Below are 25483 nucleotides of genomic sequence, written 5' to 3'. Positions count from 1 at the left end.
GCCTTATTGATTAAGGACGTGCTGAGTCCACTGGTGGCTGAGGTCAGCGCTAATGCTCGACGCTTTTTGCACATCCAGCGGGCGAATCTGCGGCGCGTCAACCAGCGTGTCGGGCAGCTCGATATCGCCGTTGACAGGGCGAACAAATCCTTCCGCAAAGGTACGTTGACCCTCGTCCGACATCACATAGTTGAGCCATAGGCGTCCGGCATTCGGGTTTGGGCCGTTCTTAACCAGCGAAATAGCATACGGCGCTGCCACTGAAGCCTCTTCGGGGATCACCACCGCAGCGTTGTCGCCCATGCCATCGGTAATGCTGGCTTTTAGACCGTCGTTTTCATAGCCGATCCAGATAGGAATTTCACCGCGCACGAACTGCGCATAGGGCGTGGTACCAACCACACGGGCAACATTGCCGTTGCGGCTCAATTCCGCAAGATAATCGATGCCCGGCGTTAAGTTATCGAGATCGCCCCCCATCGCATAATTGGCCGCCAGGGTGAGGACTTGGCCTTGCCCGGTCGAGCGCGGGTCAAGGTAGACGATACTGTTTCGGTACTGCTCATCGAGCAGGTCTTCCCAGCTTTGCGGCACTTCATCAACTAACTGGGTATTAACGATAAAGGCCACGTTCAAAGAGTGAATCGTGAACCACTCACCCGCGTCTGCTTTGAAGACATCTGGAATGCTATCGAAATTGAGGGGGGTAAATGGGCTTAACAGCTCTTTCTCATGCGCATTAATGGCGGAAGAAGCGTAGTAGTAGGCGGTATCGGCCTGGGGGCGGTTGCGGGCCTGCTCCAAAGCAACCACGGTGGCACCCGAGCCCAGGTCGTTAAAAACAATTTGAACACCCGGGTAGCGTTCCGTGAAACGATTGAACTGGCTTTGCCAGTTAGCCCAGGTCGGGCCGGTATCAAACGATACAATCAGCCCTTCTTCCTGGGCAGCTTCGTAGAGTTCCTGTTCGCCATCGTAGAGCTCAGCGTCAAGCGTGTTGGCCGCATACGCCGATAAAGGCAGCAGGCTAAGGGCGGAGAGTAGGCAATAAGCGAAAGCGCGTTGCATGATGGTACCTCAGCGGTTGAAGAGATGAATGTGAGTGGGGGGGAGCGCCACGTGAGTGATGTGATCCGGCGTTGACGCCGACTCAAGCGACAACGTGGTAGTGCCGCAGAGAAGGTAGTGACGTTGCTGGGCGCCCAGAAACTGCCGCTCGACCAGCGTGGTGGGCACCCGGTTAACGATATCGCTAGCCGGGTTGGCAATAATGGCTTCGGGACGAATCATGGCGCGCACGGTTTGCCCCACCGTAAAGGCGTGTGGTGTCACTTCCAGGATGCCCAGGTCGGCGGTTTGAATGCGCTGCGAATTGATTACCTGAGCGTCGATAAAGTTAGTACGACCAATGAAACGTGCTACGGCTTCACTCACAGGCTGCGTGTAAAGCTGGTGGGGCGCGCTGTGTTGAAGGAGTTCGCCCTGCTCAAGTACGGCGACGTGATCGCCCAGCATCAGCGCCTCTTCCTGATCATGGGTGATCATCAGCGTGGTGACGCCGAATTGACGCTGTATATGCTTGAGCTCCTGGCGCATCGACTCCCGCCGGGAAGCGTCGAGCGCCGAAAACGGTTCGTCGAGCAGAAGGGCTCGGGGCTCGAATACCAGCGCGCGGGCAATGGCCACGCGCTGCTGCTGGCCACCGGAAAGTTGGGAAGGATAGCAATGTTCCAGCGCCTCAAGGCCTACATCATGAAGGATCTTGCGGGCGCGTCGGTGGCGCTCTACTTGCCGAACACCTTTCACCTTAAGTGGGTAGGCGACGTTGCCAAGCACCGTCATATGATTGAAGAGCACATAATCCTGCAGCACGATTCCCAGTCCGCGCTCGCCGCAAGAGAGTTGGGTAACATCTTGATGATCAAGCAGAACGCGCCCTTGAAGCGGGGTGAGAAAGCCCGCGATAAGCTGTAAAAGCGTACTTTTTCCCGATCCGCTGGCACCCACCACCACAAGAAATTCGCCCGTTTCTACCTGCAGGTTGATGTCGTGAACACCCACACTGCTATGGGGGTAGTGGAACTGGATGTTTTCTAGCGCAATCATTGCGGTAACTCCCGGGAAGAGGATCGGCCCAGCCGCCACTGCACCAGGGTGGAAAACAGCGAGAACAGCAGTGCGAGTGAAAGCAGGAAAAGCGTTGCGGCGCAGGCGAAGCCCGTCGTGCGGTAAAACGCTTGGATCAACACCACCGGGTAGGGCTGGGTCATAAAACCTGAAATCAGGTTGCTCAGTTCAAACTCGCCAATCGACAGCGCGGCAACCGTTAAGCTGCCGGTGAATACCGAGCGATATACCAGTGGCAAATAGAGGTGCACAAAACGTTGCCACTCGGCTGCCCCCAGGGACTGGGCCATGCGTTCATAGGCCTTGAGTGGAGAGGCCTCTATATCGGCATAGACGGTGTAGAAAAGGTAGGGGAAGGTAACCACCACATGGCCTGCTACCAGCAGCCAGGGGCTACCCAGCCAGGGCAGCATGGCGGTACTAAAAGCCAAAATGAAAGCAAAGCCGATGACCAATTGGGGAACGGCTACGGGCTGCATGACCAAAAGACGCGTGATGCTCTGAGCCACAGCAGGGAATTTAAGCGTTACGCCATATACCAGCGGTACGACTAATAATATATTGATCAGACAGGTGGTTAAGGCCAGTTTGAGCGTCGTCAACATGGCGTTTCGATAGGTGGTTTCTCCCCATACGCTGATAAACCAACGCCAAGTTAACCCCTCAGGTAGCAGCGTGTTGCTCCACTGGTCGCCGAAAGCGCCTACGAGCAGTAGGACGATAGGGGCCAACAAGTAAACCAAGTAACCATAAGTGATCAGTCGCATGTCGGGCCCCTAACCATGGTTAAATATAAATGACCATAATGTAATATTTTGATCGTTTGTTGATATATTCATGATGGTTGTGTGACTCCCCATAGGTGGGCAGCCGTGAGGTGCAGGGCTTCCTCTACGCTGCTGACAGGTGTAATGCCTTCAGCAGTGGGGGCGTCCGGGAAGGTGAGTACAGGCTTATTAAAATGACGACCAAAGGCTACCTCGGTATGGGTGCCCAAGCTTCCGCCAACGGCGATCAGCAGCACGCTGGCTCGGGCGATAAGCACATTGCGTGCCTCGCCCAAGCCGCTGGCAATAGTCAGGGTGACCCAGGGGTTGGCAGCCTCTGCGTGGGTATCGGGTAGCAGGCCGATGACCTCGCCTCCCTGGAGTGCGGCACCCTTGCTGGCCGCTTCCATAACACCGCCCCGGCCACCGCATAACAGCGGAATGCCCAGCTCGGCCAGCCCAGAGCCTAAGGCATAGGCTATTTCAAGCTGTTGCTGAGTGGCCTCGCGGGGACCAATAACGCCCACCGGAGGCCGCTGCATCGGCGTATTGCTGTGCTTCAGCGCAATCAGCGCTTCGTGAGGCAGGCAGGGAGATTGCAGTACGGCTGGCCAGTCGGCCTCGCCAAGCGGGCGCATTTTTGGCGACAGAGGCTCACCTGCGCGGGTCATGATACGCTGGCATTCATCAAGATAAATTTGTAATGTCTGAGTCATGTTTTGATCAAAATGTAAGAATTTGATCGTTATGGTCGCGCCGCGCTGTGTCAATTTGATGACATACACGTTAATGCCGAACTTTTTATTAAAGGATTGTTGGTTACCGATGACAGACCTAGCGCATTTGAACCCACGCCATCGCGAGTTAATTGCCTTGGTTGAATTACATGGGCATGCCTCGATCGAATTTCTTGCCCAGCGGCTCAACTGTTCCGCACAAACGGTGCGGCGCGACATTCGTAAATTGTGTGACGCTAACGTACTCCAGCGTTTTCGGGGCGGGGCTCGGATCGAAAAACCCCAGGTTAGGCTTGGCTACGCCACCAAACAGGATTCGCAGCAGGTAGAGAAGGGGCGTATGGCGACCCTAGCGGTATCGCAGTTGCAGGAAGGCGAGGCGCTGTTTCTGGATACGGGCACAACCTGCGATCACGTTGCACGCGAGCTACTGAACTACCGTAAAAGGCTGCACGTGGTCACTCATAACCTAACGGCTGCGCTGGCGCTCGCTGTCCAGCATCAGTTGTTCGATATTCATGTGGTGGGCGGAAAGGTGGCGGGGCGGGATGGGGCGCTGACTGGGTCGCGCACCATTAAAGAGCTGGCCAGCTATCGGCTGGATGTGGCGATGATTGCCGTTTCAGGCATAGATGCAGAGGGTTACCTGCTCGACTTCGATAGTGAAAAAATAGAAGTAAAACAAACCATGATGCGCCACGCTGGCCGTAAAGTGCTGCTTATGGGGTCAGCGAAATTATGCCAGCGCGGTATCCAACGTGTTGCTCATCTTGATGAGTTTGATCAAGTGATTTGTGATGTACCTGCACCCGAAGAAATCCAAACGCTCATGACCTACCCCGAACGTTGGCAAGAAGCTTTATAGGCTCGCTGACGAAACAGCGCACAGCGAATCTGCGCCCGGTCATTCTTCAACGTGAAATAGGCATGCTCCGACGCCGGGCGGGAAACATTAGAGAGATCACCCTCCACTCACACCTCGCCCACATCGCGCTCAAGGGGCTGCTAGGCGCGCTGGTTGAGTTGGCTGACGACTGTCTCTTATTTGTGCGTGTCTGGAAAGGCTTCATTCAACCACTTGATGAAGTTACGCTTGGCCTTAAATTCACTACGTAACTGCGTCAGCATGTGCGCAAAAGCGGTGTATTGAGCTGGCGTTTCCAGGCTCTTTTTCAGCTCTTTCAGCAATGCGATGCCTTGGCGATAGCCCTGCTTGTTGGTTTGTTCCACATACAGCCGTACCAACCGCAGATACAGCGGTAGGCGTGCGTCAGGAGATGGTAAAGCTTTGGCCAATTGGTACAGCAAGTGCGCTGATACTGGGTGCTCAGTGCACAATGCTTGGGCATCGTCCAAACGTCCCTCGTGCAGGTAAATTTCCAATAAGCTGTCTTTTGCCTGTTGTGATTGGTAGAAGGGCATCTTCTTCGACGGTTGGGTGATGCATTTTAATAGCCAGTCACAGGCGCGTTGGCGATAATCGACGACTAGGTCATGCGCTTCCATTAGCGCCACGAGCTGCCGGTAATCCTCCAACTGCTGGGTGTGCTGGTAGATCCCCCACTGTTGCTCCGCCGCTGCGTCTGTTTCACCGCGATGCAGCTTAAGGCGTATCTCAAGCCGGTTGCGTTCAAGGCGCCAGTGATAGTCGTTTTGTTTCTCGCACTTAGCGGCATAGGTTAGCCACGCTTCTACCTGATCCCAGGCTTCATACTCAATACACTGCTCAGCGGCTTCTAGACAATCCTTCTCATCGCTGATGGTTTTCTGATACAGCGCCAGTATAGCGGGCAGGTCACCGGCGGCTTTAGCACGCTTGAGCAAAGGATCACGCAGGCGAATCAAGCGGTAGCGATCCTCCCATTCCATGGTGGCCGCTTGGTTCGGCAGCGCATCCAGGGCTTGCTGCAGGCGCTCATGGTAAGCGTCTTGGCTCGCTTGGCTCAGCACATCCAAATAGGCATCGGGAATGGGCGGGTATCGATCCTCTTCCCCACCAAAAGATTTTTCATACAGATAGCCTGCTAGCTTGTCGGCAGGCCAATCGAGCCGTTGCACGGTCTGAATATGCAACGTATGCAAGAGGTGTTCGCAGTGGAAACGGAAGCCGCCGGAGTCATCAATGGTTTCCAGCGCCTTACCCATACGCGCGAGTGCGTAGTCCACCAACGCCAAACTTTGCTCTGCAGTCAACTGCGGCACTTGTTCGGCCAGCTGTTCAATAACGGCTTCTGCCTTGCTGAAATAGTGGCTCACTTGAGAATAGCGGAACAACCCGCGATTGATGGGAAGCGCAGCAGTGATGCGTTTTTTCAGCGCCTTGTGATCCAGCACGCCAAGTGCAGCATCCGCTTTCAGCGACCACTGTTGATGCAGTACTGGGTCATTTTCAATAAGCGATAGCAGCGCCTCGACCAGCGAAGGTTTGTCTAACGTTTCTAAGTAAGCGTGAATGCGATCTGAAGTGTCGCCCTCTACCAACTGTGCTTGTTTGGCTTGCTCTGCGCGGTACGCAAGGGCAACGGCAACGCAGTGCTTGCAGAAATCAATGCCTTCGGAGGCGGGGCAACTACACCCCCCGGTTAAGCCACGCTTGGTTAACTTCAATGCCACGTGATAAAGCTCGCTGCCCTCGACTTCAGCACTAATGATGGCACCGCTTTTATCCCAGTTGATCACCATGCCCTGTTGGTAATACTGAACCCCACGGGCAAAAGCCGCATCACCCGCCAGCATAGTCAGCTGTGAGTCTGAAATTAACGTCTCATCCATTGCTGCCACCTGACACTTCTGTAGAGCTAAATGACGTATAGGCTAACATTAACCGCAGGGTGCTGACTGTCACGGCATATGCGCTAGCAGCGAGCCAAGCAGAAGCAGTGACGTAGAGTGGGGGCAGTGGCATTGCTGGGACACCCCTCAAAACGCTATAATAGGGGATTAACCTTTCACGCCCCACTTCCTCTCAATCAGGGTGTTGCCGCTATGCTACGTATGGCCCAAGAAGCACTAACGTTCGATGACGTTCTTCTCGTTCCCGGCTTCTCCGATGTCCTCCCCAAGGATGTCAGCCTCAAAACCCGCCTGACCCGCACTCTCTCGCTCAATATTCCCTTGCTCTCTGCCGCGATGGACACCGTTACCGAAGCGCGTCTAGCGATTGCGATGGCCCAGGAAGGCGGCATCGGCATCATCCATAAGAGCATGGCCATGACCCAGCAAGCCGCTGAGGTGCGCAAGGTCAAAAAGCACGAAAGCGTGATTGTTAAAGACCCGGTCACCGTTAGCCCTAAAGCCAAGCTGGAAGACCTGCTCGCCATGGCCCGTGAAAATGGCTTCTCCGGCTTCCCTGTAGTGGAAGGTGAGACGCTCGTGGGTATTGTGACCGAGCGTGATATGCGCTTCCAGCCTAACCACGGCGACAGCGTAGCGGACATCATGACTCCCCGCGAGCGGCTGATTACCGTCAAGGAAGGCACCGATCTCGAAACCAGCAAAGCCAAGATGCGCGAACACCGCATCGAGAAAATGCTGATTGTGGATGACGAGTTCCACCTGCGTGGCCTGGTGACCTTCCAGGATATCGAAAAAGCCCGCACCTACCCAATGGCCGCCAAAGACAGCGATGGCCGTTTGTTGGTAGGTGCCGCCGTAGGCACTGGCCCGGAAACCCCTGATCGCGTCGCGGCACTGGTCGAAGCCGGCGTGGACGTGATTATCGTCGATACCGCCCACGGTCACTCTAAAGGCGTGATCGACCGCGTTCGCTGGATCAAAGAGAACTTCCCGGCCATTCAAGTGATTGGCGGTAACATCGCCACCGCCGCCGCGGCCCGTGCGCTGGCTGAAGCGGGCGCGGATGCCGTCAAAGTCGGTATCGGCCCTGGCTCAATCTGCACCACGCGTATCGTGGCAGGCGTAGGCGTACCGCAAATCACCGCGGTTTCCAACGTGGCCGAAGCGCTCAAAGAGTACGACATTCCGCTGATTGCCGATGGCGGCATCCGCTTCTCCGGTGACTTGGCCAAGGCGATTGCCGCTGGCGCCAGCGCCGTGATGGTCGGTGGCCTGCTGGCCGGTACTGAAGAAGCACCCGGCGAAGTCGAGCTTTACCAGGGCCGTACCTACAAAGCCTACCGCGGTATGGGCTCCATGGGCGCCATGTCGCAAAACCAGGGCAGCGCCGACCGCTACTTCCAGGATAAGAGCGAAGGCGCCGAGAAGCTGGTACCGGAAGGCATTGAAGGCCGCGTTCCCTATAAAGGCATGATGGGCGCTATTGTCCACCAGCTGATGGGTGGGCTGCGCGCTTCCATGGGCTACACCGGCTGCCGCGATATTCAGGAGATGCGCACCAAGCCGGAGTTTGTACAGATTACCGGCGCTGGCTTTAACGAATCCCACGTTCACAACGTGCAGATCACCAAAGAAGCTCCCAACTATCGGGTGAGCTAACCAGCGTAGTTAGTTAAAACGGCGGCGGGCACAACAGCTCGCCGCTTGCTTTTTGGCCTTCCAGCGGCACCCACACCGCTTAACCGAGACCCCGCCATGAGTGACATTCACGCCCATAAGATTTTGATTCTCGACTTCGGCTCGCAGTACACGCAACTGATCGCCCGCCGCGTACGCGAGATCGGCGTTTACTCCGAAGTCCGCGCGTTTGATATCACCGAAGAGGAGATCCGCGAGTACAACCCCAACGGTATTATCATGGCCGGTGGCCCGGAATCCGTGACGGAACTGGACTCCCCGCGTGCGCCTCAGTGCGTGTTTGAAATGGGCCTACCGGTGTTTGGTATCTGCTATGGCATGCAGACCATGGCCGAGCAGTTGGGCGGTAAGGTAGAAGGCTCCAACCAGCGCGAATTCGGCTACGCGCAGATTCAGATCGACGAAGACAACGCGCTGTTCAAAGACATCAAAGACCATGTGGACGCGAAAAGCGGCAAAACCCTGCTGGACGTATGGATGAGCCACGGCGACAAGGTCGCCCAAGCGCCCGACGCGTTCACCGTGACCGCCTCCACGCCGAGCTGCCCGATTGCCGCCATGGCCTGGGAAGAGAAGCAGTTTTACGGCGTACAGTTCCACCCGGAAGTAACCCACACCCTGCAGGGCCAGCGCATTCTTGAGCACTTCGTGCTGGATATCTGTAAAGCCGAAAAGCTGTGGACGCCTGCACAAATTATCGAAGACCAGGTACAGCGCGTACGCGAGCAAGTGGGCGACCGCCACGTACTGCTGGGTCTCTCCGGCGGTGTAGACTCCTCTGTTGTGGCCGCATTGCTGCACAAAGCGATTGGTACCCAACTGACCTGCGTCTTCGTCGACAACGGCCTGCTGCGTAAAGCGGAAGGCGACCAGGTCATGGAAACCTTCGCCAAGCATATGGGCGTTAAGGTGATCCGCGTAGATGCCGAAGACCTGTTCCTCGGCAAGCTGAAAGGCGAGAAAGACCCGGAAGCCAAGCGCAAGATCATCGGCAACACCTTTATCGACGTGTTCGATGACGAAGCCAGCAAGATCGACGGCGTCGAGTTCCTGGCCCAGGGCACCATCTACCCGGACGTGATCGAATCCGCCGCCTCCAAAACCGGCAAAGCGCACGTGATCAAATCCCACCACAACGTCGGTGGCCTGCCGGAAACCATGAAGCTCAAGCTGGTCGAGCCGCTGCGCGAACTGTTTAAAGACGAAGTGCGCAAACTCGGCCTGGAACTCGGCCTGCCCTACGATATGGTCTACCGCCACCCGTTCCCTGGCCCCGGCCTGGGCGTGCGCATTCTGGGCGAAGTGAAGAAAGACTACGCCGACATCCTCCGCGATGCCGACGCCATCTTCATCGAAGAACTACGCGCCTCCGGCTGGTACGAAAAAACCAGCCAAGCGTTTGCCGTGTTCCTGCCGGTGAAATCAGTCGGCGTAGTAGGCGACGGCCGCCGCTACGAATGGGTCATCGCGCTACGCGCGGTAGAAACCATCGACTTCATGACCGCCCGCTGGGCGCACCTGCCCTATGAGCTGCTGGAGAAGGTCTCCAACCGGATTATCAATGAGTTGGAAGGGGTTTCGCGGGTCACCTACGATGTGAGTAGTAAGCCACCTGCTACTATTGAGTGGGAGTAATTGAAAGTTGTTCCTGCTTTAGAATAGGTTATCTTATTTAAAATGCTGAAAATGACGGCTTGTCTTCAGTTAGATAAGAAGATATTTTAATGTTTTAAGAGAGCTTGAGGCCGGTATGGGCAATTTCGACAATAAAGTCATTGCTGCTGTAATGACGAAAAGCGGCGATTCTGGCCGTGTTGTTGGCCGGTCTCTAAAGAATTTACGCTTGATGGTTGGGTTGACTCAAAAACAATTAGCTCAGCGCTTAGGAGTATCCCGTTCAACTATCTCAAAATTTGAACAACAGGAAGATCTTCAGATTTCTACACTTGAAAAATATGTAGAGGCACTTGGTGGGAAATTAAATATACACGCTGACTTTTCGCTTGATGCTATTAATTTTAGGGAAGAAGTAACTAATGAAAGGCAATTAATGTTGCCAATTTTTAATGAAGGCTCTATAGAGTCTAAACGTGACATTGTCATCAGTATTCGACCGGAGTATTCGGAAAGAATTCTGGAGGGTAAGAAAACAGTTGAATTAAGGCGAAGATTTCCTGCCGATTCTCCTCAAAATATGGTTGCTTATATTTACTGCACATCTCCAACTATGGCGATGGTAGGGTGTGTTGTTGTTTCGAAAGTAATTAAATTGCCAATAAATGAAATATGGGAAAAGTACGCTAGCGTTGCATTTATAAAAAAGGAAGATTTTGTAAAATATTTTTCGGGACTTGATGAAGGTTATGTCTTAGAGTTAAAGCATGTTAAACCTTTGTCTCGTCAAGTAGGGCTTAAAGAGTTAAGAGAAAGATTTGATTTTACCCCGCCTCAATCTTTTTTTTATGCTAAGCCAAAACTCTTAAAGGCTCTCCAAGATGAATACTCAAACGTATCTCATTGATACGAATGTCATCATAGGTCTCGAAGACAATCACGCAGTTAAACCTGCTTTTTCAGCTTTTTTTAATTTGGCATCAAGGCATAACATTGGAGTTTTTGTACATGCTGCAGCTAAAGACGATATCTTGCGCGATAATAATGAGTCACGCAGAGATACTTCTTTAAGTAAATTAAGAAAGTTTCAAGTTATTGAGGGGGTGAGAGGGTTTTGCAAAGAAGATCTCGATGACAGTTTCGGTGCCTTAAAAAAGCCGAATGATGTGGTTGATGCAACGATGTTACATGCTCTAAGCATTGGTGTTGCTGACTTTCTAGTCACTCAAGATAAAGGCCTTCATCAGCGTGCAAGACGGCATTCGGCTGAGCTTGGACGTCGTGTACTCCATATAGCTGATGCAGTTGAATTACTCAAAACTACTTTTGAGCCTAAAGAAATACCTGTCAGATTTGTAGAAGAGGTGATGGCGCATACGATTCCTTTAGGTGATGATATCTTCAATACTTTACGTGAAGATTACCCCGAATTTGATTTGTGGTGGCGAGATAAATGCATACGTGAACATCGACCGTGTTGGGTCGTATATGATAACGGCGTTGCAGGTCTTATTGTAAGAAAAGACGAAGATGCATCTAATACAGATGCTAAGCAAAAAGCTAATAAGATACTTAAAATATGTACATTTAAAGTTAGATCGGAAAAGCGAGGGACTAAATTAGGCGAGCTGCTCTTGAAAAAAGTTTTTTGGCATGCTCAAAAAAATAATTATGATCTTGTTTATGTGACGACTTATGATACTCAGGTCGCGTTGATTGATCTTTTAGAGTTCTATGGATTTGTTCAGACTCAAGTTAAAAGTGATGGTGAATTAGTCTATGAGAAAGGGTTTTCATCTAAAAAGCTTGTCCGGGCGAGAAATAGAGATGTCTATTACTTAGATAGGAAAAATTATCCTCGATTCGTTACTTCGCCGGATGTTAGGGCTTTTGGTGTTCCAATTAAAGAAAGCTATCATGATACTTTGTTTCCCGATCTTAAAGAGGTTTACCAAGACGATTTATTTGAGCAGGTAGGTCTAGGAAGTGGCCCTCGTAGACCAGGGAATACTATAAGAAAAGTTTATTTATGTCGTGCACCTTCTAATTTAGGTGAAGCTGGATCTTTGCTTTTTTTCTATAAGGGAAAGTCAAGAGGGAATCCCTCTCAAGCACTAACTGCTATAGGTGTGCTTGAGGAAGTAGCTTTGGCTAATTCGACAATAGAGTTAATGCGGTTGACTGGTGGGCGTTCAGTTTATAGTGAAAAGCAGCTTGAGGGTTGGAATGCAAAGGTAAGACCTGTCAAAGTGATTAATTTTCTTCTTGTAAGTTACATTGAGCCAGTAATTACATCTTCTGAATTGATTGCAGAAGGCGTTTTTAATAATAACCCTCCACAGTCAATATTCGAAGTTAAAAAAGAAAAAATCATAAATATATTGAAAAAAATAGATCTGGGATTCGAATTATGAGCCAAAGAATAATAGCTGTCGCTGGTGTGTCTGGAGTAGGAAAGTCAACTTTTATAAAAAATATAAGTATAGAGTTGGAGGTTCAGCATTTACAGGCCAGTTTTCTCATAAAGGAAGCTGCGCGGGAGCGGGATCTTAAGGGGTTGGAACAAGATGCTTTGAGAGACCTTGATATAGATGAAAATCAGGCGCTTCTTATTCATGGATTTAATAAGCATAAAGATAAGTCAGCCGTTGTTGTTTTAGACTGTCACACAGTTATTGATACTTTAAATGGCTTGGTTGCTATTTCACCAGTTGTTTTCAAAGAAATAGGTGTCTCCCATATGATTATTTTGACAGATGACCCCGCTGTTATTCTTTCTAGAAGGGAGAAAGACCAAGGCAGAAATCGTCCAAAAAGGAATGAGTTTGAAATAGAAAGCTATCAATATAACTCAATTCTACAGGGATATAAGATTTCACAAGAAATAGAAATACCACTAACAATTTGTAAAGTTAGTTGTGCACGGTCTGTAGGTTTTATTTTTTAGAGCTGACTTAATAAATAAGTTTTTATTTATAATTATAATCATCTGATAGTGTTAAATAAATTGTCACTTCTGTTTCCTTGCATTTAGACTCTTAGTTGGTTTGCGTAATGTCATGCAATCAGTCAAATTGCAGACGAGTTGTTTAATGCCTCTTTAAAAAAATTCTTATGGCTAGCGTTATGGTCACAATAAGAGTCCATGATTCAATAAAATCTTAGTGAGTGCCACCGCAGGCGTCGACGTCGGTGCTATAAGTCCGTAAAGGAGGTGCGGACAACCTTCATTGGCGTTGACAACTTATAAGCTGGCCGAGAAAGGAGGGCAGCCACTTGCTAAGTTCGGCCCCCCACGATCTGAGCCGAACAGCCAGTATCTTGCTCCATGAAGCTGGCTACAACACTGACTGGATAGAGAAATGCTGGCACATGAGAAAAAGAGGTGAGGGCGATCTATAACAAATCCGAATATCGCGAACAGCGTACAACCATATTGCAAGATTGGACGGATATGACCGATGAGTAGACTGCCGCAGGTACTTGGTAATCTTGTGATCGGAACGCAAAGGTAATCTACTGACCTGCATCATTCCTCTTCGAGATGCCTTTGCACCTCCGTCACGAAGCGAGAGGGGTTGTGCTGCCCGTACATAAGATGGATCTCATGCCTCGCGCGAGTGAAGCCAACATAGAAGAGACGTCGTGCCTCGCGTACGTCATTGTCTGAAACGTGATTGCGCGGTAACCGGCCTTCCTCTGCACCAAACAGAATCACTACATCGAACTCGCGCCCTTTGGAGCTATGCAGTGTCGAAAGATTAATACGGTCGAGACCGCTGCCGATTCCCGCGAATTCGGCTACCGGAAAGTCATCGATATCACCAGTGGGGCTGATACGCGTTAGGAAATCGTTTAGTGTAGCGTATTCATCAGCAAGTGATCTGGCGATAGCGAAACGAGGTTGAATGATGTCATCGCGAAGCGCCGCAAGCCAATTGTAGAGGCCAAGCGTCTCGTCCCGATGATCCCATAATACGGCGGTGAGGTCGCGCTGGAAGGCGAGCCTCTCATCCTCATCGGTTATTGCTTCGTGGAATAGCCTAGTGCCTTCGCTTACCACTCGAGACAGTGGAGGCGTTCCTGATCGCCAGCCTCCGCAGCACCACATAGCACATTGCTCCAGCCATCGCATCAGCCTGCTGCCACGTGGATACAGCGCGTTGCCGTCAGTCCGTATCACCGAATAGCCATGTTCCGCAGCTGAACTGGCGACCTCATCTCCGAGGAATGCTGCTGGATAAAGCACTGCGATTTCGCCAAGATTGATGTTTGGCCGACGTTCGCGGATTTCCGGGATCAGCTCCTCCATGAGATACCGCGCCTGTCCGGCATAACCACCTGTGCAGGGATGAAAGAAAATTGTCCCTTCATCGGCATCTTCAGGCGCCCTGTAGCCTCGCTCCTCCCCAAGGGCATATTCGGATGCGCTGACGATCCTTGATCCGCAGCGGTAGTTGAGGCCGAGTTGCACCGTCTCAACGTCATCGCGCTCGGATAGTCGCCGCAGTAGTTCGGGCGCCGCGCCGGTAAAGCCATAAATTGACTGGTCGACATCACCGACCGCGAACAACCGCATGCCCGCGCTAAAGCAAAGGCCCATCACCATGCCATGGAGCGCGAGGCCCAAGTCCTGGTACTCGTCGACGGCTAGGATCGGAAATTTTGCCACCATCGCCGTTCGAAGCCATTTATTAGTGACAAGGGCACGCCCCGCAAGGAGGGGCATGTCGTCAAAATCGATCAGTCCGCGTGCGCGAAGCTCGGCCTCATACGCTTCGACGAGCCCAGTGAGCTGAGGATCGAGCGTCTTCCATTCTGGCCGTGCGCGATTAAGGAACCGGCGCCGATGACGGCCAAGCCGCATGTCCCAGTTCTGAGGGTTTTCCGGCCCTCCGATGATCTTGGCGTGGGCAGCGGCTAAACAAGCTCGAGTTTGCTGACGGCTCGCCACTGTGAACTCATCGGGCAGGCCTATACCGGCCACCTTGGCATAGGGCAGCAGAATCTGTGTGAGTGAAAATGAGTGGACGGTTCCGATAAAGACACGCCTGCTGGGCGCGATGCCAAGGGCTTCCAAACGGTTTTCAAGCTCGCGCGCGCATTCGTTATTGTAGGTGATACAGGCGATGCCGCGCGGCTCCTCCACATCCTCGCTAAGCATTCTAGCGAGCTTGACCGTCAGCGTCTTGGTCTTGCCGCTGCCAGGGCCAGCCAGCAGTACACAATGACCGGTTGATTCATAAGCCTGCCACTGCTTCTTGTTGGGACGTAGATCCGTTGCAGCCCTGAGATAGAACGCCCGGTCAGACAAGATTGATGACATGGTTGATCGCATCGGCAATATAATCGGGCACGGGCTTATTGGGCGTGCGTGCCGCTAATCTTTGCGCGAACCGACCCTTGCCCATCTGCTCGATCATCTTAAGTAGTTCATCGGCGTTATAATCCTTCGGCTTCTTTTCCCATGAGTCAAGGGTCGTCTTTCGCTTGGCGCTAAAATTATGCTCGCGTAGGGTATCTATCATCTTCTGAGCATAGTCTCCCTCGAACAGCTCGGTCTCGAGCGTGCTCCAGTTCACGAAGATACCGAACTTCTGGATTTCGGCGAATGTTTCTTCCCAAGTTTCTTTGTCCTTGATGGCTTTGATCAATAAGTCGGTGCCGTCACCGCCAGCGGCCTCATCGATGATCCGAACGAGCTTGAGTGCCCGATTGTAGGCGCGAGGGGTCTCGTTGACCTCATCGTAGTCAGTTATGACAGAGAATGGGATGCCTAAGGCGCAGAGCAGCTTCACATAGGGTATGAAGTTGGTTCCTGCGACCGAGCATACAGACACACCATGTTCGTCGAGCGAGATGTCCATATCTTCGGCAAATGCTGGGATCAGAAACCGTTCCGCATCACCTTCGACTAGGATGACTCCGCGTGTGAATACCATCTCTGCACGGGTGACATCGAGATAGCGCTCGAGATCTTCGGTGTCGGTTGTAGTGAAGTCCGCTTCGGCCGTTGAATATCCCTTCGTTCCCTCGTTCGAGTGCGACCGAAGAAGCAGGAGAGACCCCAGCGGTGCTACGCTTGCGATATGCGGCGAGTGGGTGGTCAGAATTACTGAAAGCGGCCCGGAGGCGTCCCTGTCGCCATCGTCTTCGCCATTGACGATTGTCTCAAACAGATGCTTATAGACCAAACGTTGAAGGTGGGGATGGAGGTGCGCTTCCGGCTCCTCGATCGCAAGCAATGACTGATCGCGTTTGTTGGCCGCGATTAAGCGCTGAAGATCGAGCAGTTTGAGCGTGAGAAAAATGAGATTTGCCGAACCGAGGCTGGCATCGGCGACGCCGCGCCGCCCCTCATCGATTAGCAGTCGGATCTGCCGATTAATGCGTGTGGCGTCGGTCGCGCTGAATCCAAGAGACGGATGCACATCCTGTTTTGAGCCAGCCATTGTTAAAAATAGCTCTGCAATGCTGGCTTCGAGCGTCTTCACCTCGGCGAAGTCAATCGCCGCGGCGCTTGCCTCTGCTATCTTGTCTCCAACTTCTTTGAGCGCCTCCTTGTCTATGCCGATGAATGCGTCCTCAACAAGGGGGCGAAGTGGCGACCGGCGCCAAGCGGCAAGATCGCCCTCGGCGTCCCGAAGTGCTGGTAGCAGATCCATCGTGATGCGGCGCCGAAGATCATGGCCGAAGCGCTTAGCTTCATCTTCGCCGCCGAAGCAAACGAATGAAAAATCATCGTCACTAGCGGGGGAGTGGTCGAGGCTAGGCTGAGCACGCAATTGATAGGTAAGACGGACTGTGTCTGGGTCGTCATCGAGGCGGTAATCGGTCAGCACCGCCAGGATGTCGAGATCCTCCTCGAAATCTTTGATCTCCACCGAGATGGTGATGGTGGTCTCGTTGGTAACCTCTTCCAGCCCGTCCCAGAAGTCAGCGAGACCGAGTTGACGGCTGCTATCGGGCAGCGAGGGATCGAAGATCAATCGAAGTCCAAAGAGCAGATTACTCTTTCCGACGCTGTTTTCGCCGACAATGACGACGTTGCCGCCAAGCGCGACATCTAGGTCTCGGAAGTTGCGAAAATTATCAATCTTGATACGTGACAGGTACATAGCACTTCCTTAACGCCGACTTATATCCTAACTGGTGAGATTTCAGCATGATATTTCTATCGGTGCAATCCGACTGTCGGCGGCCTGTAGCTAGTTCTACAAGCATCCTGCGAAGCTTTAATTGCTCAGATTCTGTCAATGAATCATCGTATACGCTAGTGTATCAATCAATGCAAAAAGTCTAGGCTAGCAGCGTGCTAGCTGGGGGGAGGGGCTTTGACAGAGGAGTCGACGGCAGTCTGCTTAGAAATTGACGTAGGGCCTGCAGGTACTGTGGGAGTTAGATACCTTTGTTGTCAGAGGGCCGTTTTGTTTTAACCGAAGAGCCTCTGCGAAATCGAAAGTAGTTTAAGTGGGGATATGAAGATATACAGCTCAGCACAACTGTCGGCTATGACTCGGCTGTTCTCTGCTGCCGTTTTCCGTGAAATGGCGAAGAAAGGTCGATCCGGCTTGTTCTGTCGGCTGCTTGAGCAGTCTGGCCTGCATATGTGTGCGGGTTCGCGCGGGACTGTTGGTGACACCTTCGACTCTGCGTTTGAGATTTTGAAGGTCGAGGGTCACCGTGATGAATACATTTATCGAGCTGCGATCAGCCAGAAAGTGTTGATGGGAACGCACTCGCTTCGCACAGCCTCAATGCTTAATGAGTTTCGTACCGGCAGCAGTAAGGCAGATGTTGTCATTTTGAATGGCACTGCGACTGTCTACGAGATCAAGTCGGAGCGAGATTCGCTAGCGCGGCTTGCTAACCAGGTGGAAAACTATAAGCGCGTTTTTGCCAGAGTAAATGTGATCGCGAGTGAAGTGCATATCGAAGGCGTTCTGGAAAAGGTCCCAGAGGATGTGGGGGTTGTGTGCCTATCAAAACGCTACCAGATTAGCACAGTGCGTGAAGCAGTAGATTGCCCTGAGCGCATCTGTCCGATAACTGTTTTTGAGTCGTTGCGTATGGCTGAAAGTATCGAAATCTTGATGTCGATGGGCGTAACAGTGCCGGAGGTTCCTAATACGCAGAGGCACGCGGCATTGCGTGAACTTTTCGCTACACTCGAACCGGTTGCGCTACATGTAGAAATGGTTCGGACGCTCAAGAGGACACGTGACCTTGCGCCGCTAGGTGACTTTATTGATCGTTTGCCCAAGTCTTTGCAAGCTGCGGCTCTGTCGGTATCAGTGCGCCGTTCTGACCATTTAAAACTGATCAACGCTATTGAAACTCCGCTGCATGCAGCCATGAACTGGAGCTGACCGACGAATGTATTATCCTTTTTTTCGCGGAAAACAATTCGAACTTATAACCATTCGCGATATGGCGGATTTGCTCGCTGCTAAGGGCTTTGTGCCTGTAATTGAACCGGTGCGAGAGTCTCTTGGTGGCCTCAAGAAGACCTTAGACGCGGTACGTGATGCTGGCGGGAGCGCAATTGTTATCGTGAACCCCTACCATGGTGATCACCAGGAGAACGGGGCGGGTATCACCGGTCTCCTCCAAGAAGACTTTAACGGTGTTGACACTATCTCAGCTGGCATTTTGCTTCGTCATGATATGACTGTTGAGGAAGTAATGGGCTGTTACAGAAAGCATGTCGACCATCACCCTGTGTTAGTGCACTCGGGCTTTACCGAACCTAAGGCGCTGGCGAAAGAGTTGGGTGACAGTATGCCGGATCTCACCAACATCTTTGTTGAGGATCATGCAGAGCTGCTTTACCGGAGGAATTTTGGGGATAGCACGCGTATCCTCGTGCGCGATGGTTTTAGGAAACAACGGAATGCTGATTATGTGGAAATGGAGGAGTTTTCCGAGCTTCACGTTACCTACGATGACCTTGGAATGGCAGGTTTTGGCGATTTCCTAATGGTAGGTGATGCTTACACTGAGGGCGGAGGACCTGCTTATGCCGTTGCGATCCATATCACCTTCATCGATCCTGACAAAGATAATGTGATGTATATTTACCACTTTGTCTCGAAGGATAAGGAGACACCTACCGACCCTGCCGGAAAATTCGCTCAAGCGCTCGAGAAGCTTATTGAGAAGCTGGATAGCGGCACTTCCCATATCCTTGAGACCGAAGCGATCAAAGAGTTTAAGGGGTTCCATGCGAAAGGTCATTTCCCTGGTCTAGGTTACATTAAAAAGCTCTCGATGAAGCATCATATCGAGACACTTGCTGATTATCTTGGGTGAGATTTATATGCCCAAACGTTTTTGTTGTCCGGAGTGTTTCGGCGATCAAGGGTTGCGTGATCAGCTTTTCCCGACGCTTGATCCTGCCCGTGGGGTGTGTGATTTCTGCGGAACCACAGATATTCAACTCGTTGCACCGGAAAGGCTGGCCGACTATTTCGAGCTTTTAGTTAATGTGTACGAGCCTAGTGAGGATGGAAAGTCGCTGGTCGAGTGGATGATGGAAGATTGGCAGTTGTTCAGTCATCAACGCATGGATGTTGCCCACGCAAAGGAGTTGCTTGGCGAGATTCTCAATGATGGAGAGATTGTCCGACGCGGTTTTGCCCCGTCGGCGAGCTATATCAGCGAGGGGCTTGCTAAGTGGGACAAGCTGCGTGACGAGATGATGTATGCCAATCGCTGGTTTCTTGATGTTGTTATCGATGAGAATCGTCTCAAACAGCTGCTTGATATGTTGATAGCGCCGGAACTGCCCAGGCAGTGGCACCGCGCTCGTATCCGCACAGATGACGAGTTTTTTCCGATCGAGAAAATGGGGGCGCCCCCCAGACGACGCTCGTCAAATGGCCGAGCTAATCCTGCAGGGATTCCCTATCTCTATCTGGGATCACGTCCCGATACAGCTGTGGCAGAAATTAGGCCTCATACTGGTGAAGTTGCGTGCGTCGCTGATTTCACTATTCCCGAGATCAAGGCTGTGGACTTACGCAACCCACGAAAACTCGTTTCCCCCCTGATTTTGACCGACGCTAGCGAGATTGGGCAGCTACGCGCCGACCTGCCTTTCTTGGAGCGCTTAGGTGAGGAATTGACTCGGCCGGTTCAGCCAGCAGGTGCGGCGATCGACTATATACCGAGTCAGTATCTATGTGAGTTCATTAAGAAGAAGGGGTTCGATGGTGTTGTCTATCGTAGTTCGGTCAGCGATGGTATCAATCTCGCGCTATTCAATCCCGAGTTAGCAGAAGGTGGGGACGTAACTCTTTACAATGTGACAAAGGTGTCGGTTGCAGTTGGCTCTGTCTAGATGAGCGTTCATTTATAACTGTGAATTGGTGACTGGTGTCTTTGAAGTGTCGTTCTAAGAAGTGATATCAGGGAACTTTTATATATGGCGATAATTAGTTCTGCTGCCGATTTGTGGGATAGTCTTTGCTCGAAAGCTGGCTTAGAGCTCAGATTGAAGGCTGGGCGAAAAGGCAGAGACTCTGATGTCGAAGACTCACTTCGAACCGCTTTAGGCGTGCCTAAATCCACCAAGTCTTTGGGGGCCTGGTTGGCTGTAGATGCAGCTTCGACTAATCCAAAAACAAGTACAGAGTTGCTATTAACCGAGGTTTTGAAAAGCCAGGAAGGCTTTGGTTGCATGATGCAGGATATATTGGATGTCCTGATTAAAGCTGATGCTAAGCAGGCATCTTGTCAGTTGAGTGTAGAATTTAAGTTTGAAAACGTGCCTGGCTCTCTTCGAATGACACTAGAGCAGTTTAGGGAAATCGAGCTACGTACGAAGCGCGTTCTACAAAAGCGGCCAAAGCTGCCCGATCATGATTTGATGTGGCGTATCGATGGAGTTTTTTGCTCACTACTTGGTGACCGCCCTCGCTGTGACAGTAGGCCTCATGGCTTTCCTCCCATCCCTGTAATAACCCCAACTGGTTGTGAAGAGCTTGATAGGCAGTTAGACCGCGTGGCCCAGCTTGTGTCCGGTTTTAGAAACCTCTGCCGTGGTTTTGGTGAAACCCGGAGCGAGGTTGTTGCCGCAGCTCACGTCATGAATGAAAACGATGAGTTCTATAGCCAGATGGTTGCTGCTCACGATTATTGGGATGATAGCGTCTTAGATGGGATTAAGAATGTTTCGAATCGAGTGAACTCTGGGCAGTTATCCTCAGAGGATGCGACAGATCGTATATCTGGAGTGCTAAGCGAAGTTGAGTGGGGGGATAACTGGGTGGAGCAGACCGTGGAGGATCTGCTCGATGTTCTGAACCTCCCTGTTTGGCGATATAGGCATGAGCTTTACTCGGTGTGGGTCGGTACTAGGATGCTCTCAGTAGTGGAGCAAGTAGTTCCAGACATGCACTATCATCCTGTAGCGGAAGTGTTGTCATTTGAGTTTGGCGGTAGCCGTTTAGCTTCATTCACTTGGAACAACAAGCAGTTTGACGTTTGGGCAGAGCTAAGATCCGCATTGGTAGGTAGTAGCTCAAAACGTAAAAGAGGAATACAGCCTGATTTCCGTGTGCTTCAGGTCGATATCTCACAATCAGTAAATAAGCAGACGGTTTATGTACTTGAGTGTAAGCACTATTTGAGAGGTAATACCTCTAATTTCACCTCAGCTGCAGCTGACTATGCTCGGAGTTGTCCAAATTCGGTGGTTCACGTTGTAAACCATGGTGAGATAAACGAGCCAACACTTATGCAATCCCTGGCTCCCGAGTTGCACGCACAAAGCCAGTTCATCGGAGGAGCCACACCACTACAAGAAGCTGAAACGCAGGTCATAAGTAAAGCTATTCGAAGCGCTCTTTTCCCTACTTTTGCATTACCTGTTCCAAAGGAAACTGCTTGCTTGGTGAAGAGTCGGAATCGTTTACCGGGTAAGATTCAGCTTGTGTGGGATCGCAGCTTAGAAGATATAGACCTTATGCTGCGCGCGATCGACTCTAATGGCCAAGTGATAGATACCGTAGACTACCGGAACAAAGGAGCATTGGAGGTGAGTCCATTCGCTCGACTTGATAAAGATGCGATGTGTGGTCCCGATCAGGAGAGCATTGAAATAAGCGATTGGCACTATAGTCGTTATGAGCTAATCGCAACCAATTATTCTAAGACAGGCCGTATGAATGATGTGTCGTTGTATTGTGACATATATATCGGTGATGAGCCGATGCCTAGGAGATACCCTGTTGGGTTAGATGCTGAAGGGCATGAGTGGAAGATAGCTGAAATAGCTATAAAAAACGGTATTCCAAAAATTATTTGATTGCTTTCGACGTCACCCCTTTCTCAGTAGCATCCGGGTTTAGAGTCTGACGTTACTTTATCGTGTTTTAATGCCAGTTGCTTGGCATAGGCGGAAGGGGTTAACCCGCCCAGTCCTTTCTTCGGTCTTTCCTCGTTATATTCTCGTCGCCATGCTTCGATGATGGCCCTGGCGTGATGCAGGTTGGTGAACCAGTGTTCATTCAGATATTCATCTCGAAAGCGCCCGTTGAACGATTCTATATAGGCGTTTTGATTGGGTTTTCCAGGCTCGATTAAAAACAGTGCAACGCCACGTAGATGAGTTCACGACAGCATGGTGCGTCCACAGAATTCCTTCACATTATCCGTACGGATGGAGTTAGGTAGCCCGCGCTGTAAAGCCAGATGATCCAACACCCGCGTTAAAGCCAGACCACCAATGGTACGTTCAGGCACGATAGCCACGGATTCATGGGCCGCATCGTCGACAACAACGGTGAGATTCTCGATCACGCGCCTGTCTGCCGTAAGGCCAAACACAAAAAACATTGACCAGAACTGATTGGCGGCACAAGAGGCGGCCCAATGGCTTTCCCTCAGAGGCAGTAACCTTCTTACGCTTGCGTCGTTTTCCCTGAAGCCGAGCAGCGGCATAGAAGTGCTTGACACGCTGATGATTTGCCCTGTTCACCGGCTTGACGCAGCTTCAGGTAGACCATGCCAGCGCCACAGCGACGATGCCGATGTGCCAAGCTAACAATGCGTTCACGGAGTGCCTTGTTGCGATTAGGGGCCGCTTGATAGCGCAACGCACTGGCACTCATACGGACGACACGCCGAGCTCGGCGCTCCCCCAAACCCCGTGACATCATGAAACGTACCCCCTTTTAGCGGGCAGGGGCGCTCACCCCTTTTTTCTCAGCGCCTCGCGAGTGACCTCCATTTCCAGTAGGGACTTGGCGAGCAGCTTCTTTAAATGGGTATTTTCAGTTTCGAGTTCTTTAAGTCGCTTTGCATCCGGTACGCTCATTCCGCCGTACTTGCTGCGCCATAGATAGTAACTGGCTTTTGAGAAACCGTGCCTAGGCATAGCTTCTTGATGGGCAGTCCCGCTTCGGCATTGCTCAGGAAACCAATGATCTGCTCTTCGCTGAAACGCTTCTTCATGTCCAATCTCCTTACCCATAGGGTCGGACTCTTAAGCGTAGCGCTCCTCAGTATGAGGAAGACGTCACATCTTTAAAAAATCGCTAGGGTTCAATGACGGCGTACGCACGTACTGGAAATGTACCAAATTCCTGTATTTTGACAGGGGCGGCGTGAAAAATAGATCCAGTGTCCGGAACCTCGCCTATGTTGCACATATGCTCTACGATGGGGATGTTAGAACCAAGCAAGACTGAATGGACGGGGCGACTTGGATCGTCTGTGTCGTCGATGTTCAAGGAGTCGATACCTACTAATGCGGCTTTGTTATTCTTAAGGTATAGAGCTGATTCACTCGTTAAATAAGGATGTCCATGGTTATATTGTTCTGTCCCCCAATGCTGTGACCAACCAGTTTCAACGAGCACTGCCTTGCCTGCAACATCAAGGCCTTCAAAGTTTTCGACTCCGATAGCTCTTTGTTTTTTAGATGGTCTGCAAACAACTACCTCCAAATTGGCAACGGAATGGAGCGGGAGTTGAGCTAGATCAATGCCGTCCGCGTACCGGTGGAATGGAGAATCAATATATGTGCCCGTATTCGCTGGCATGTTGATTTGGTTAATACAGAAACTCACGCCGTCTGCATAAAGAGATTTAGATGCTTCACGAGACAAAAAGTCGCAGATTATCGGTGGGGTAACGCCTGGATAGGTGATCATCCCATTTATTATTGAATGACTGAGATCGATAAGCTTTTTCACATTCTTCTCCTCATGTTATTGAGACCTAAATATGGGGTGGCAGACGCTCGCATTTAAAAGTGTCGAAGTAACACCCCTTATTTAAATCCAGTTGAAATCAATCTTTAGCGACTAGATAAATGCACGAGTCAAGAACCCATGCTGTAAGGAATCGTATTGTTCATGTAGGCCAACCCTTATTTGGAGTCAATTTTAATTAGATAGGCTAGCCATTCTAGGACGCGCTTAACCAGTAGCCTTCGCGGCCTCGCGCGTTTTAACTCGAGTGCGGCTCATAATGGATTGCAGAATATCTCTTGAACGATGAGCAATGACTGACAGGACGTCCTGCGCTGGCCCGTGAGTTTTAGATACGTTCCCGTTCATGTAAACACGCCCAGATCTGATTCCGTGCTTCTGCTGAATTGAGTAATCACGCTCCATTAGAAACGAATCGTCCTCAAAAGCTAGGCTCGCATAAATATCTTGTAGTAGTCTGCTGGGCTCACTGAATTCATATCCAGTTGCTAGTACAACGTAATTATAATGATTTGCAAATTTTTCCCCAGACTCATGATTGAAAAACTGTACTTGAATAGGTTGGTTTTGCTCGGCTTCTATCTTAACTACGCGACAGAATTGCAAGAATGAAATAGACCTGCGCTCGAAGTGCTTATCATAATAGTAGTCATTATAAAGACCATCGATGATGGCTTCATCGACAACTCCGTAGTTCATATTTTTACGCTGATTTACGAACCATTTACGTGTCTCTATTGGCATATCAAAGAACCTGTCGACGAATTCTCCGTTGTAGCTTTCATTCATGAAGGAAGTACCTTCTTTGATGCCAAAGCCAAAGTCGCTAATGGCTACATCGATGCTGTTTTTAGTGGCACCGAGCAAGTATTTAACAAGTTCGGCAGCGGATTGGCCGGCACCTACGACGAGAACAGAATTATTCTCTTTAAAGTCTTTAAGTTTCGCTATTTTGGTTAAAAAGTCTGCCGAATGAATTATCCTAGAGTCGCTTCCATTCAACCCAAAAGGATATTTTGGTTGTCCACCAACTCCCAATACAACATCGCGTGTGCGCACTTCTTGGAAACTTCCATCTCTTGCCAAATATTTAACTAGATATAGATCACTTCCGTCCTGCTTGATTTCAGATACGCAGGAGCCCGTCCGGATGCCATTGCCGAGCGCGTTGGCTACCCAGCGTAGGTACTCATCGAAGTCTCTACGATAAGGCGTGGAGCGCCCGCAATTTAGAAAATCTTCAAGACGTTTATGCTGAACCAAGAAATTCAAGAAGGTGAACCTACTCATTGGATTGACCATTGCCACCAGATCCTTAACAAAGTGGGTATCCAGTCGTGAGCCTGGCAGCAACATACCTGGGTGCCATCTGACCTCAGTGTCTTTTTCGAGAATGATGAAGTCTTTACCAGGTTGGAGCCCTCGTTCAACCGCTTGAGCGCCGAGTGAAATGTTCGCTGGGCCAGCACCGATAGCGATAAAATCATATATGTTCGACATTTCTATCTCCGTTATTTTTAAGATG

At 51.0% G+C, this 25483-nt stretch carries 19 protein-coding genes and 2 pseudogenes; 10 read left to right on the top strand and 11 right to left on the bottom strand.

The annotated features are described in order from the left end of the window. Positions 1 to 3: 3 nt before the first annotated feature. From KO116_RS17500 to KO116_RS17485, 4 genes are all read right to left on the bottom strand, one after another. Positions 4 to 1068 (bottom strand): extracellular solute-binding protein, encoded by a 1065-nt coding sequence (locus KO116_RS17500; RefSeq protein WP_144408610.1) that lies wholly within the window; start codon positions 1066 to 1068, stop codon positions 4 to 6. A gap of 9 nt (positions 1069 to 1077) precedes the next feature. Next, positions 1078 to 2106, bottom strand: coding sequence for an ABC transporter ATP-binding protein (locus KO116_RS17495; RefSeq protein WP_035564365.1), 1029 nt, complete (start codon positions 2104 to 2106; stop codon positions 1078 to 1080). Next, positions 2103 to 2894 carry an ABC transporter permease gene (locus tag KO116_RS17490; protein WP_035564364.1) on the bottom strand — a complete coding sequence of 264 codons (792 nt, stop codon included), beginning with the start codon at positions 2892 to 2894 and terminating at the stop codon, positions 2103 to 2105. The genes KO116_RS17495 and KO116_RS17490 overlap by 4 nt, the downstream gene beginning before the upstream one ends. 68 nt (positions 2895 to 2962) lie before the next feature. After that, complete coding sequence (locus tag KO116_RS17485) at positions 2963 to 3610, bottom strand: TIGR00725 family protein (RefSeq protein WP_045812290.1); 648 nt, start codon at positions 3608 to 3610, stop codon at positions 2963 to 2965. 109 nt (positions 3611 to 3719) lie between these two features. On the opposite strand from KO116_RS17485, the gene KO116_RS17480 reads away from it, so the two are divergent. Beyond that, positions 3720 to 4496 (top strand): DeoR/GlpR family DNA-binding transcription regulator, encoded by a 777-nt coding sequence (locus KO116_RS17480; protein ID WP_045812168.1) that lies wholly within the window; start codon positions 3720 to 3722, stop codon positions 4494 to 4496. On the opposite strand, the pseudogene KO116_RS24780 reads toward KO116_RS17480, so the two are convergent. Further along, a pseudogene (locus KO116_RS24780) lies at positions 4496 to 4663 on the bottom strand (exodeoxyribonuclease VII large subunit); the annotation flags it as partial. The gene KO116_RS17480 and the pseudogene KO116_RS24780 overlap by 1 nt on opposite strands. 9 nt (positions 4664 to 4672) lie before the next feature. Then, positions 4673 to 6403, bottom strand: coding sequence for an SWIM zinc finger family protein (locus KO116_RS17475; RefSeq protein ID WP_035564361.1), 1731 nt, complete (start codon positions 6401 to 6403; stop codon positions 4673 to 4675). A gap of 213 nt (positions 6404 to 6616) precedes the next feature. Here KO116_RS17475 and guaB point away from each other — a divergent pair, with 213 nt between their 5' ends. The 5 genes from guaB (at position 6617) to KO116_RS17450 (ending at position 12686) form a co-directional block, all read left to right on the top strand. Continuing rightward, positions 6617 to 8086 (top strand): IMP dehydrogenase, encoded by a 1470-nt coding sequence (guaB, locus tag KO116_RS17470; RefSeq protein WP_035564359.1) that lies wholly within the window; start codon positions 6617 to 6619, stop codon positions 8084 to 8086. Positions 8087 to 8182: 96 nt separating this feature from the next. Then, entirely contained in the window at positions 8183 to 9760 is a 1578-nt protein-coding gene (gene guaA, locus KO116_RS17465) for a glutamine-hydrolyzing GMP synthase (RefSeq protein WP_035564358.1), read from the top strand. A gap of 115 nt (positions 9761 to 9875) precedes the next feature. Further along, positions 9876 to 10646: a helix-turn-helix domain-containing protein gene (locus tag KO116_RS17460; RefSeq protein ID WP_035564357.1), complete on the top strand. Its 771-nt coding sequence runs from the start codon at positions 9876 to 9878 to the stop codon at positions 10644 to 10646. Beyond that, positions 10621 to 12153 (top strand): GNAT family N-acetyltransferase, encoded by a 1533-nt coding sequence (locus tag KO116_RS17455; RefSeq protein ID WP_035564356.1) that lies wholly within the window; start codon positions 10621 to 10623, stop codon positions 12151 to 12153. The genes KO116_RS17460 and KO116_RS17455 overlap by 26 nt, the downstream gene beginning before the upstream one ends. Beyond that, the gene (locus KO116_RS17450) at positions 12150 to 12686 is read left to right on the top strand and encodes an ATP-binding protein (RefSeq protein ID WP_035564354.1); all 537 of its coding nucleotides are present in this window, start codon (positions 12150 to 12152) and stop codon (positions 12684 to 12686) included. Before KO116_RS17455 ends, KO116_RS17450 begins: the two co-directional genes overlap by 4 nt. 582 nt (positions 12687 to 13268) lie before the next feature. On the opposite strand, the gene KO116_RS17445 is transcribed toward KO116_RS17450, so the two are convergent. Both KO116_RS17445 and KO116_RS17440 read right to left on the bottom strand, forming a co-directional pair. Beyond that, complete coding sequence (locus KO116_RS17445) at positions 13269 to 15065, bottom strand: ATP-dependent helicase (RefSeq protein ID WP_035564352.1); 1797 nt, start codon at positions 15063 to 15065, stop codon at positions 13269 to 13271. Beyond that, positions 15046 to 16857, bottom strand: coding sequence for an AAA family ATPase (locus KO116_RS17440; RefSeq protein ID WP_035564349.1), 1812 nt, complete (start codon positions 16855 to 16857; stop codon positions 15046 to 15048). The genes KO116_RS17445 and KO116_RS17440 overlap by 20 nt, the downstream gene beginning before the upstream one ends. Before the next feature lie 360 nt (positions 16858 to 17217). Between KO116_RS17440 and KO116_RS17435 the strand changes: the two genes are divergently transcribed. The 4 genes from KO116_RS17435 to KO116_RS17420 all read left to right on the top strand — a co-directional run bounded on the left by KO116_RS17435 (position 17218) and on the right by KO116_RS17420 (position 22049). Then, positions 17218 to 18108 (top strand): sce7726 family protein, encoded by an 891-nt coding sequence (locus tag KO116_RS17435; RefSeq protein ID WP_035564347.1) that lies wholly within the window; start codon positions 17218 to 17220, stop codon positions 18106 to 18108. A 7-nt stretch (positions 18109 to 18115) separates the two neighbouring features. After that, positions 18116 to 19051, top strand: a complete 936-nt coding sequence (locus KO116_RS17430) for a sce7725 family protein (RefSeq protein WP_035564345.1) — start codon at positions 18116 to 18118, stop codon at positions 19049 to 19051. A gap of 7 nt (positions 19052 to 19058) precedes the next feature. Then, entirely contained in the window at positions 19059 to 20081 is a 1023-nt protein-coding gene (locus tag KO116_RS17425; protein ID WP_035564344.1) for an RES family NAD+ phosphorylase, read from the top strand. Positions 20082 to 20165: 84 nt separating this feature from the next. Then, the gene (locus KO116_RS17420) at positions 20166 to 22049 is read left to right on the top strand and encodes a hypothetical protein (protein ID WP_035564342.1); all 1884 of its coding nucleotides are present in this window, start codon (positions 20166 to 20168) and stop codon (positions 22047 to 22049) included. A 23-nt stretch (positions 22050 to 22072) separates the two neighbouring features. On the opposite strand, the pseudogene KO116_RS17415 reads toward KO116_RS17420, so the two are convergent. The 3 genes and pseudogenes from KO116_RS17415 to KO116_RS17400 form a co-directional block, all read right to left on the bottom strand. Then, positions 22073 to 23197 (bottom strand): annotated as a pseudogene (locus KO116_RS17415) (IS3 family transposase). Between the two features lie 83 nt (positions 23198 to 23280). Beyond that, positions 23281 to 23940 (bottom strand): cyclase family protein, encoded by a 660-nt coding sequence (locus tag KO116_RS17405; protein WP_035564340.1) that lies wholly within the window; start codon positions 23938 to 23940, stop codon positions 23281 to 23283. 225 nt (positions 23941 to 24165) lie between these two features. Further along, the gene (locus tag KO116_RS17400; RefSeq protein ID WP_158414221.1) at positions 24166 to 25458 is read right to left on the bottom strand and encodes a SidA/IucD/PvdA family monooxygenase; all 1293 of its coding nucleotides are present in this window, start codon (positions 25456 to 25458) and stop codon (positions 24166 to 24168) included. Positions 25459 to 25483 lie beyond the last annotated feature (25 nt).

The organism is Halomonas sp. KO116, from assembly GCF_000734975.2.
In the GTDB taxonomy this organism is placed as follows: Bacteria; Pseudomonadota; Gammaproteobacteria; order Pseudomonadales; family Halomonadaceae; genus Vreelandella; species Vreelandella glaciei.
Note: the sequence above shows the minus strand (reverse complement) of the source record. Positions and strands in the feature narration are given on the sequence as shown.

Bases quoted from the DNA above. Each gene is read 5' to 3' on its own strand.
- KO116_RS17430 (WP_035564345.1), top strand. From the start codon at position 18,116: ATGTATTATCCTTTTTTTCGCGGAAAACAATTCGAACTTATAACCATT.
- KO116_RS17440 (WP_035564349.1), bottom strand. From the start codon at position 16,857: ATGTACCTGTCACGTATCAAGATTGATAATTTTCGCAACTTCCGAGAC.
- guaA (WP_035564358.1), top strand. From the start codon at position 8,183: ATGAGTGACATTCACGCCCATAAGATTTTGATTCTCGACTTCGGCTCG.
- KO116_RS17420 (WP_035564342.1), top strand. From the start codon at position 20,166: ATGGCGATAATTAGTTCTGCTGCCGATTTGTGGGATAGTCTTTGCTCG.
- KO116_RS17475 (WP_035564361.1), bottom strand. From the start codon at position 6,403: ATGGATGAGACGTTAATTTCAGACTCACAGCTGACTATGCTGGCGGGT.
- KO116_RS17455 (WP_035564356.1), top strand. From the start codon at position 10,621: ATGAATACTCAAACGTATCTCATTGATACGAATGTCATCATAGGTCTC.
- KO116_RS17445 (WP_035564352.1), bottom strand. From the start codon at position 15,065: ATGTCATCAATCTTGTCTGACCGGGCGTTCTATCTCAGGGCTGCAACG.
- KO116_RS17450 (WP_035564354.1), top strand. From the start codon at position 12,150: ATGAGCCAAAGAATAATAGCTGTCGCTGGTGTGTCTGGAGTAGGAAAG.
- KO116_RS17435 (WP_035564347.1), top strand. From the start codon at position 17,218: ATGAAGATATACAGCTCAGCACAACTGTCGGCTATGACTCGGCTGTTC.
- guaB (WP_035564359.1), top strand. From the start codon at position 6,617: ATGCTACGTATGGCCCAAGAAGCACTAACGTTCGATGACGTTCTTCTC.
- KO116_RS17480 (WP_045812168.1), top strand. From the start codon at position 3,720: ATGACAGACCTAGCGCATTTGAACCCACGCCATCGCGAGTTAATTGCC.
- KO116_RS17485 (WP_045812290.1), bottom strand. From the start codon at position 3,610: ATGACTCAGACATTACAAATTTATCTTGATGAATGCCAGCGTATCATG.
- KO116_RS17500 (WP_144408610.1), bottom strand. From the start codon at position 1,068: ATGCAACGCGCTTTCGCTTATTGCCTACTCTCCGCCCTTAGCCTGCTG.
- KO116_RS17460 (WP_035564357.1), top strand. From the start codon at position 9,876: ATGGGCAATTTCGACAATAAAGTCATTGCTGCTGTAATGACGAAAAGC.
- KO116_RS17495 (WP_035564365.1), bottom strand. From the start codon at position 2,106: ATGATTGCGCTAGAAAACATCCAGTTCCACTACCCCCATAGCAGTGTG.
- KO116_RS17425 (WP_035564344.1), top strand. From the start codon at position 19,059: ATGCCCAAACGTTTTTGTTGTCCGGAGTGTTTCGGCGATCAAGGGTTG.
- KO116_RS17400 (WP_158414221.1), bottom strand. From the start codon at position 25,458: ATGTCGAACATATATGATTTTATCGCTATCGGTGCTGGCCCAGCGAAC.
- KO116_RS17490 (WP_035564364.1), bottom strand. From the start codon at position 2,894: ATGCGACTGATCACTTATGGTTACTTGGTTTACTTGTTGGCCCCTATC.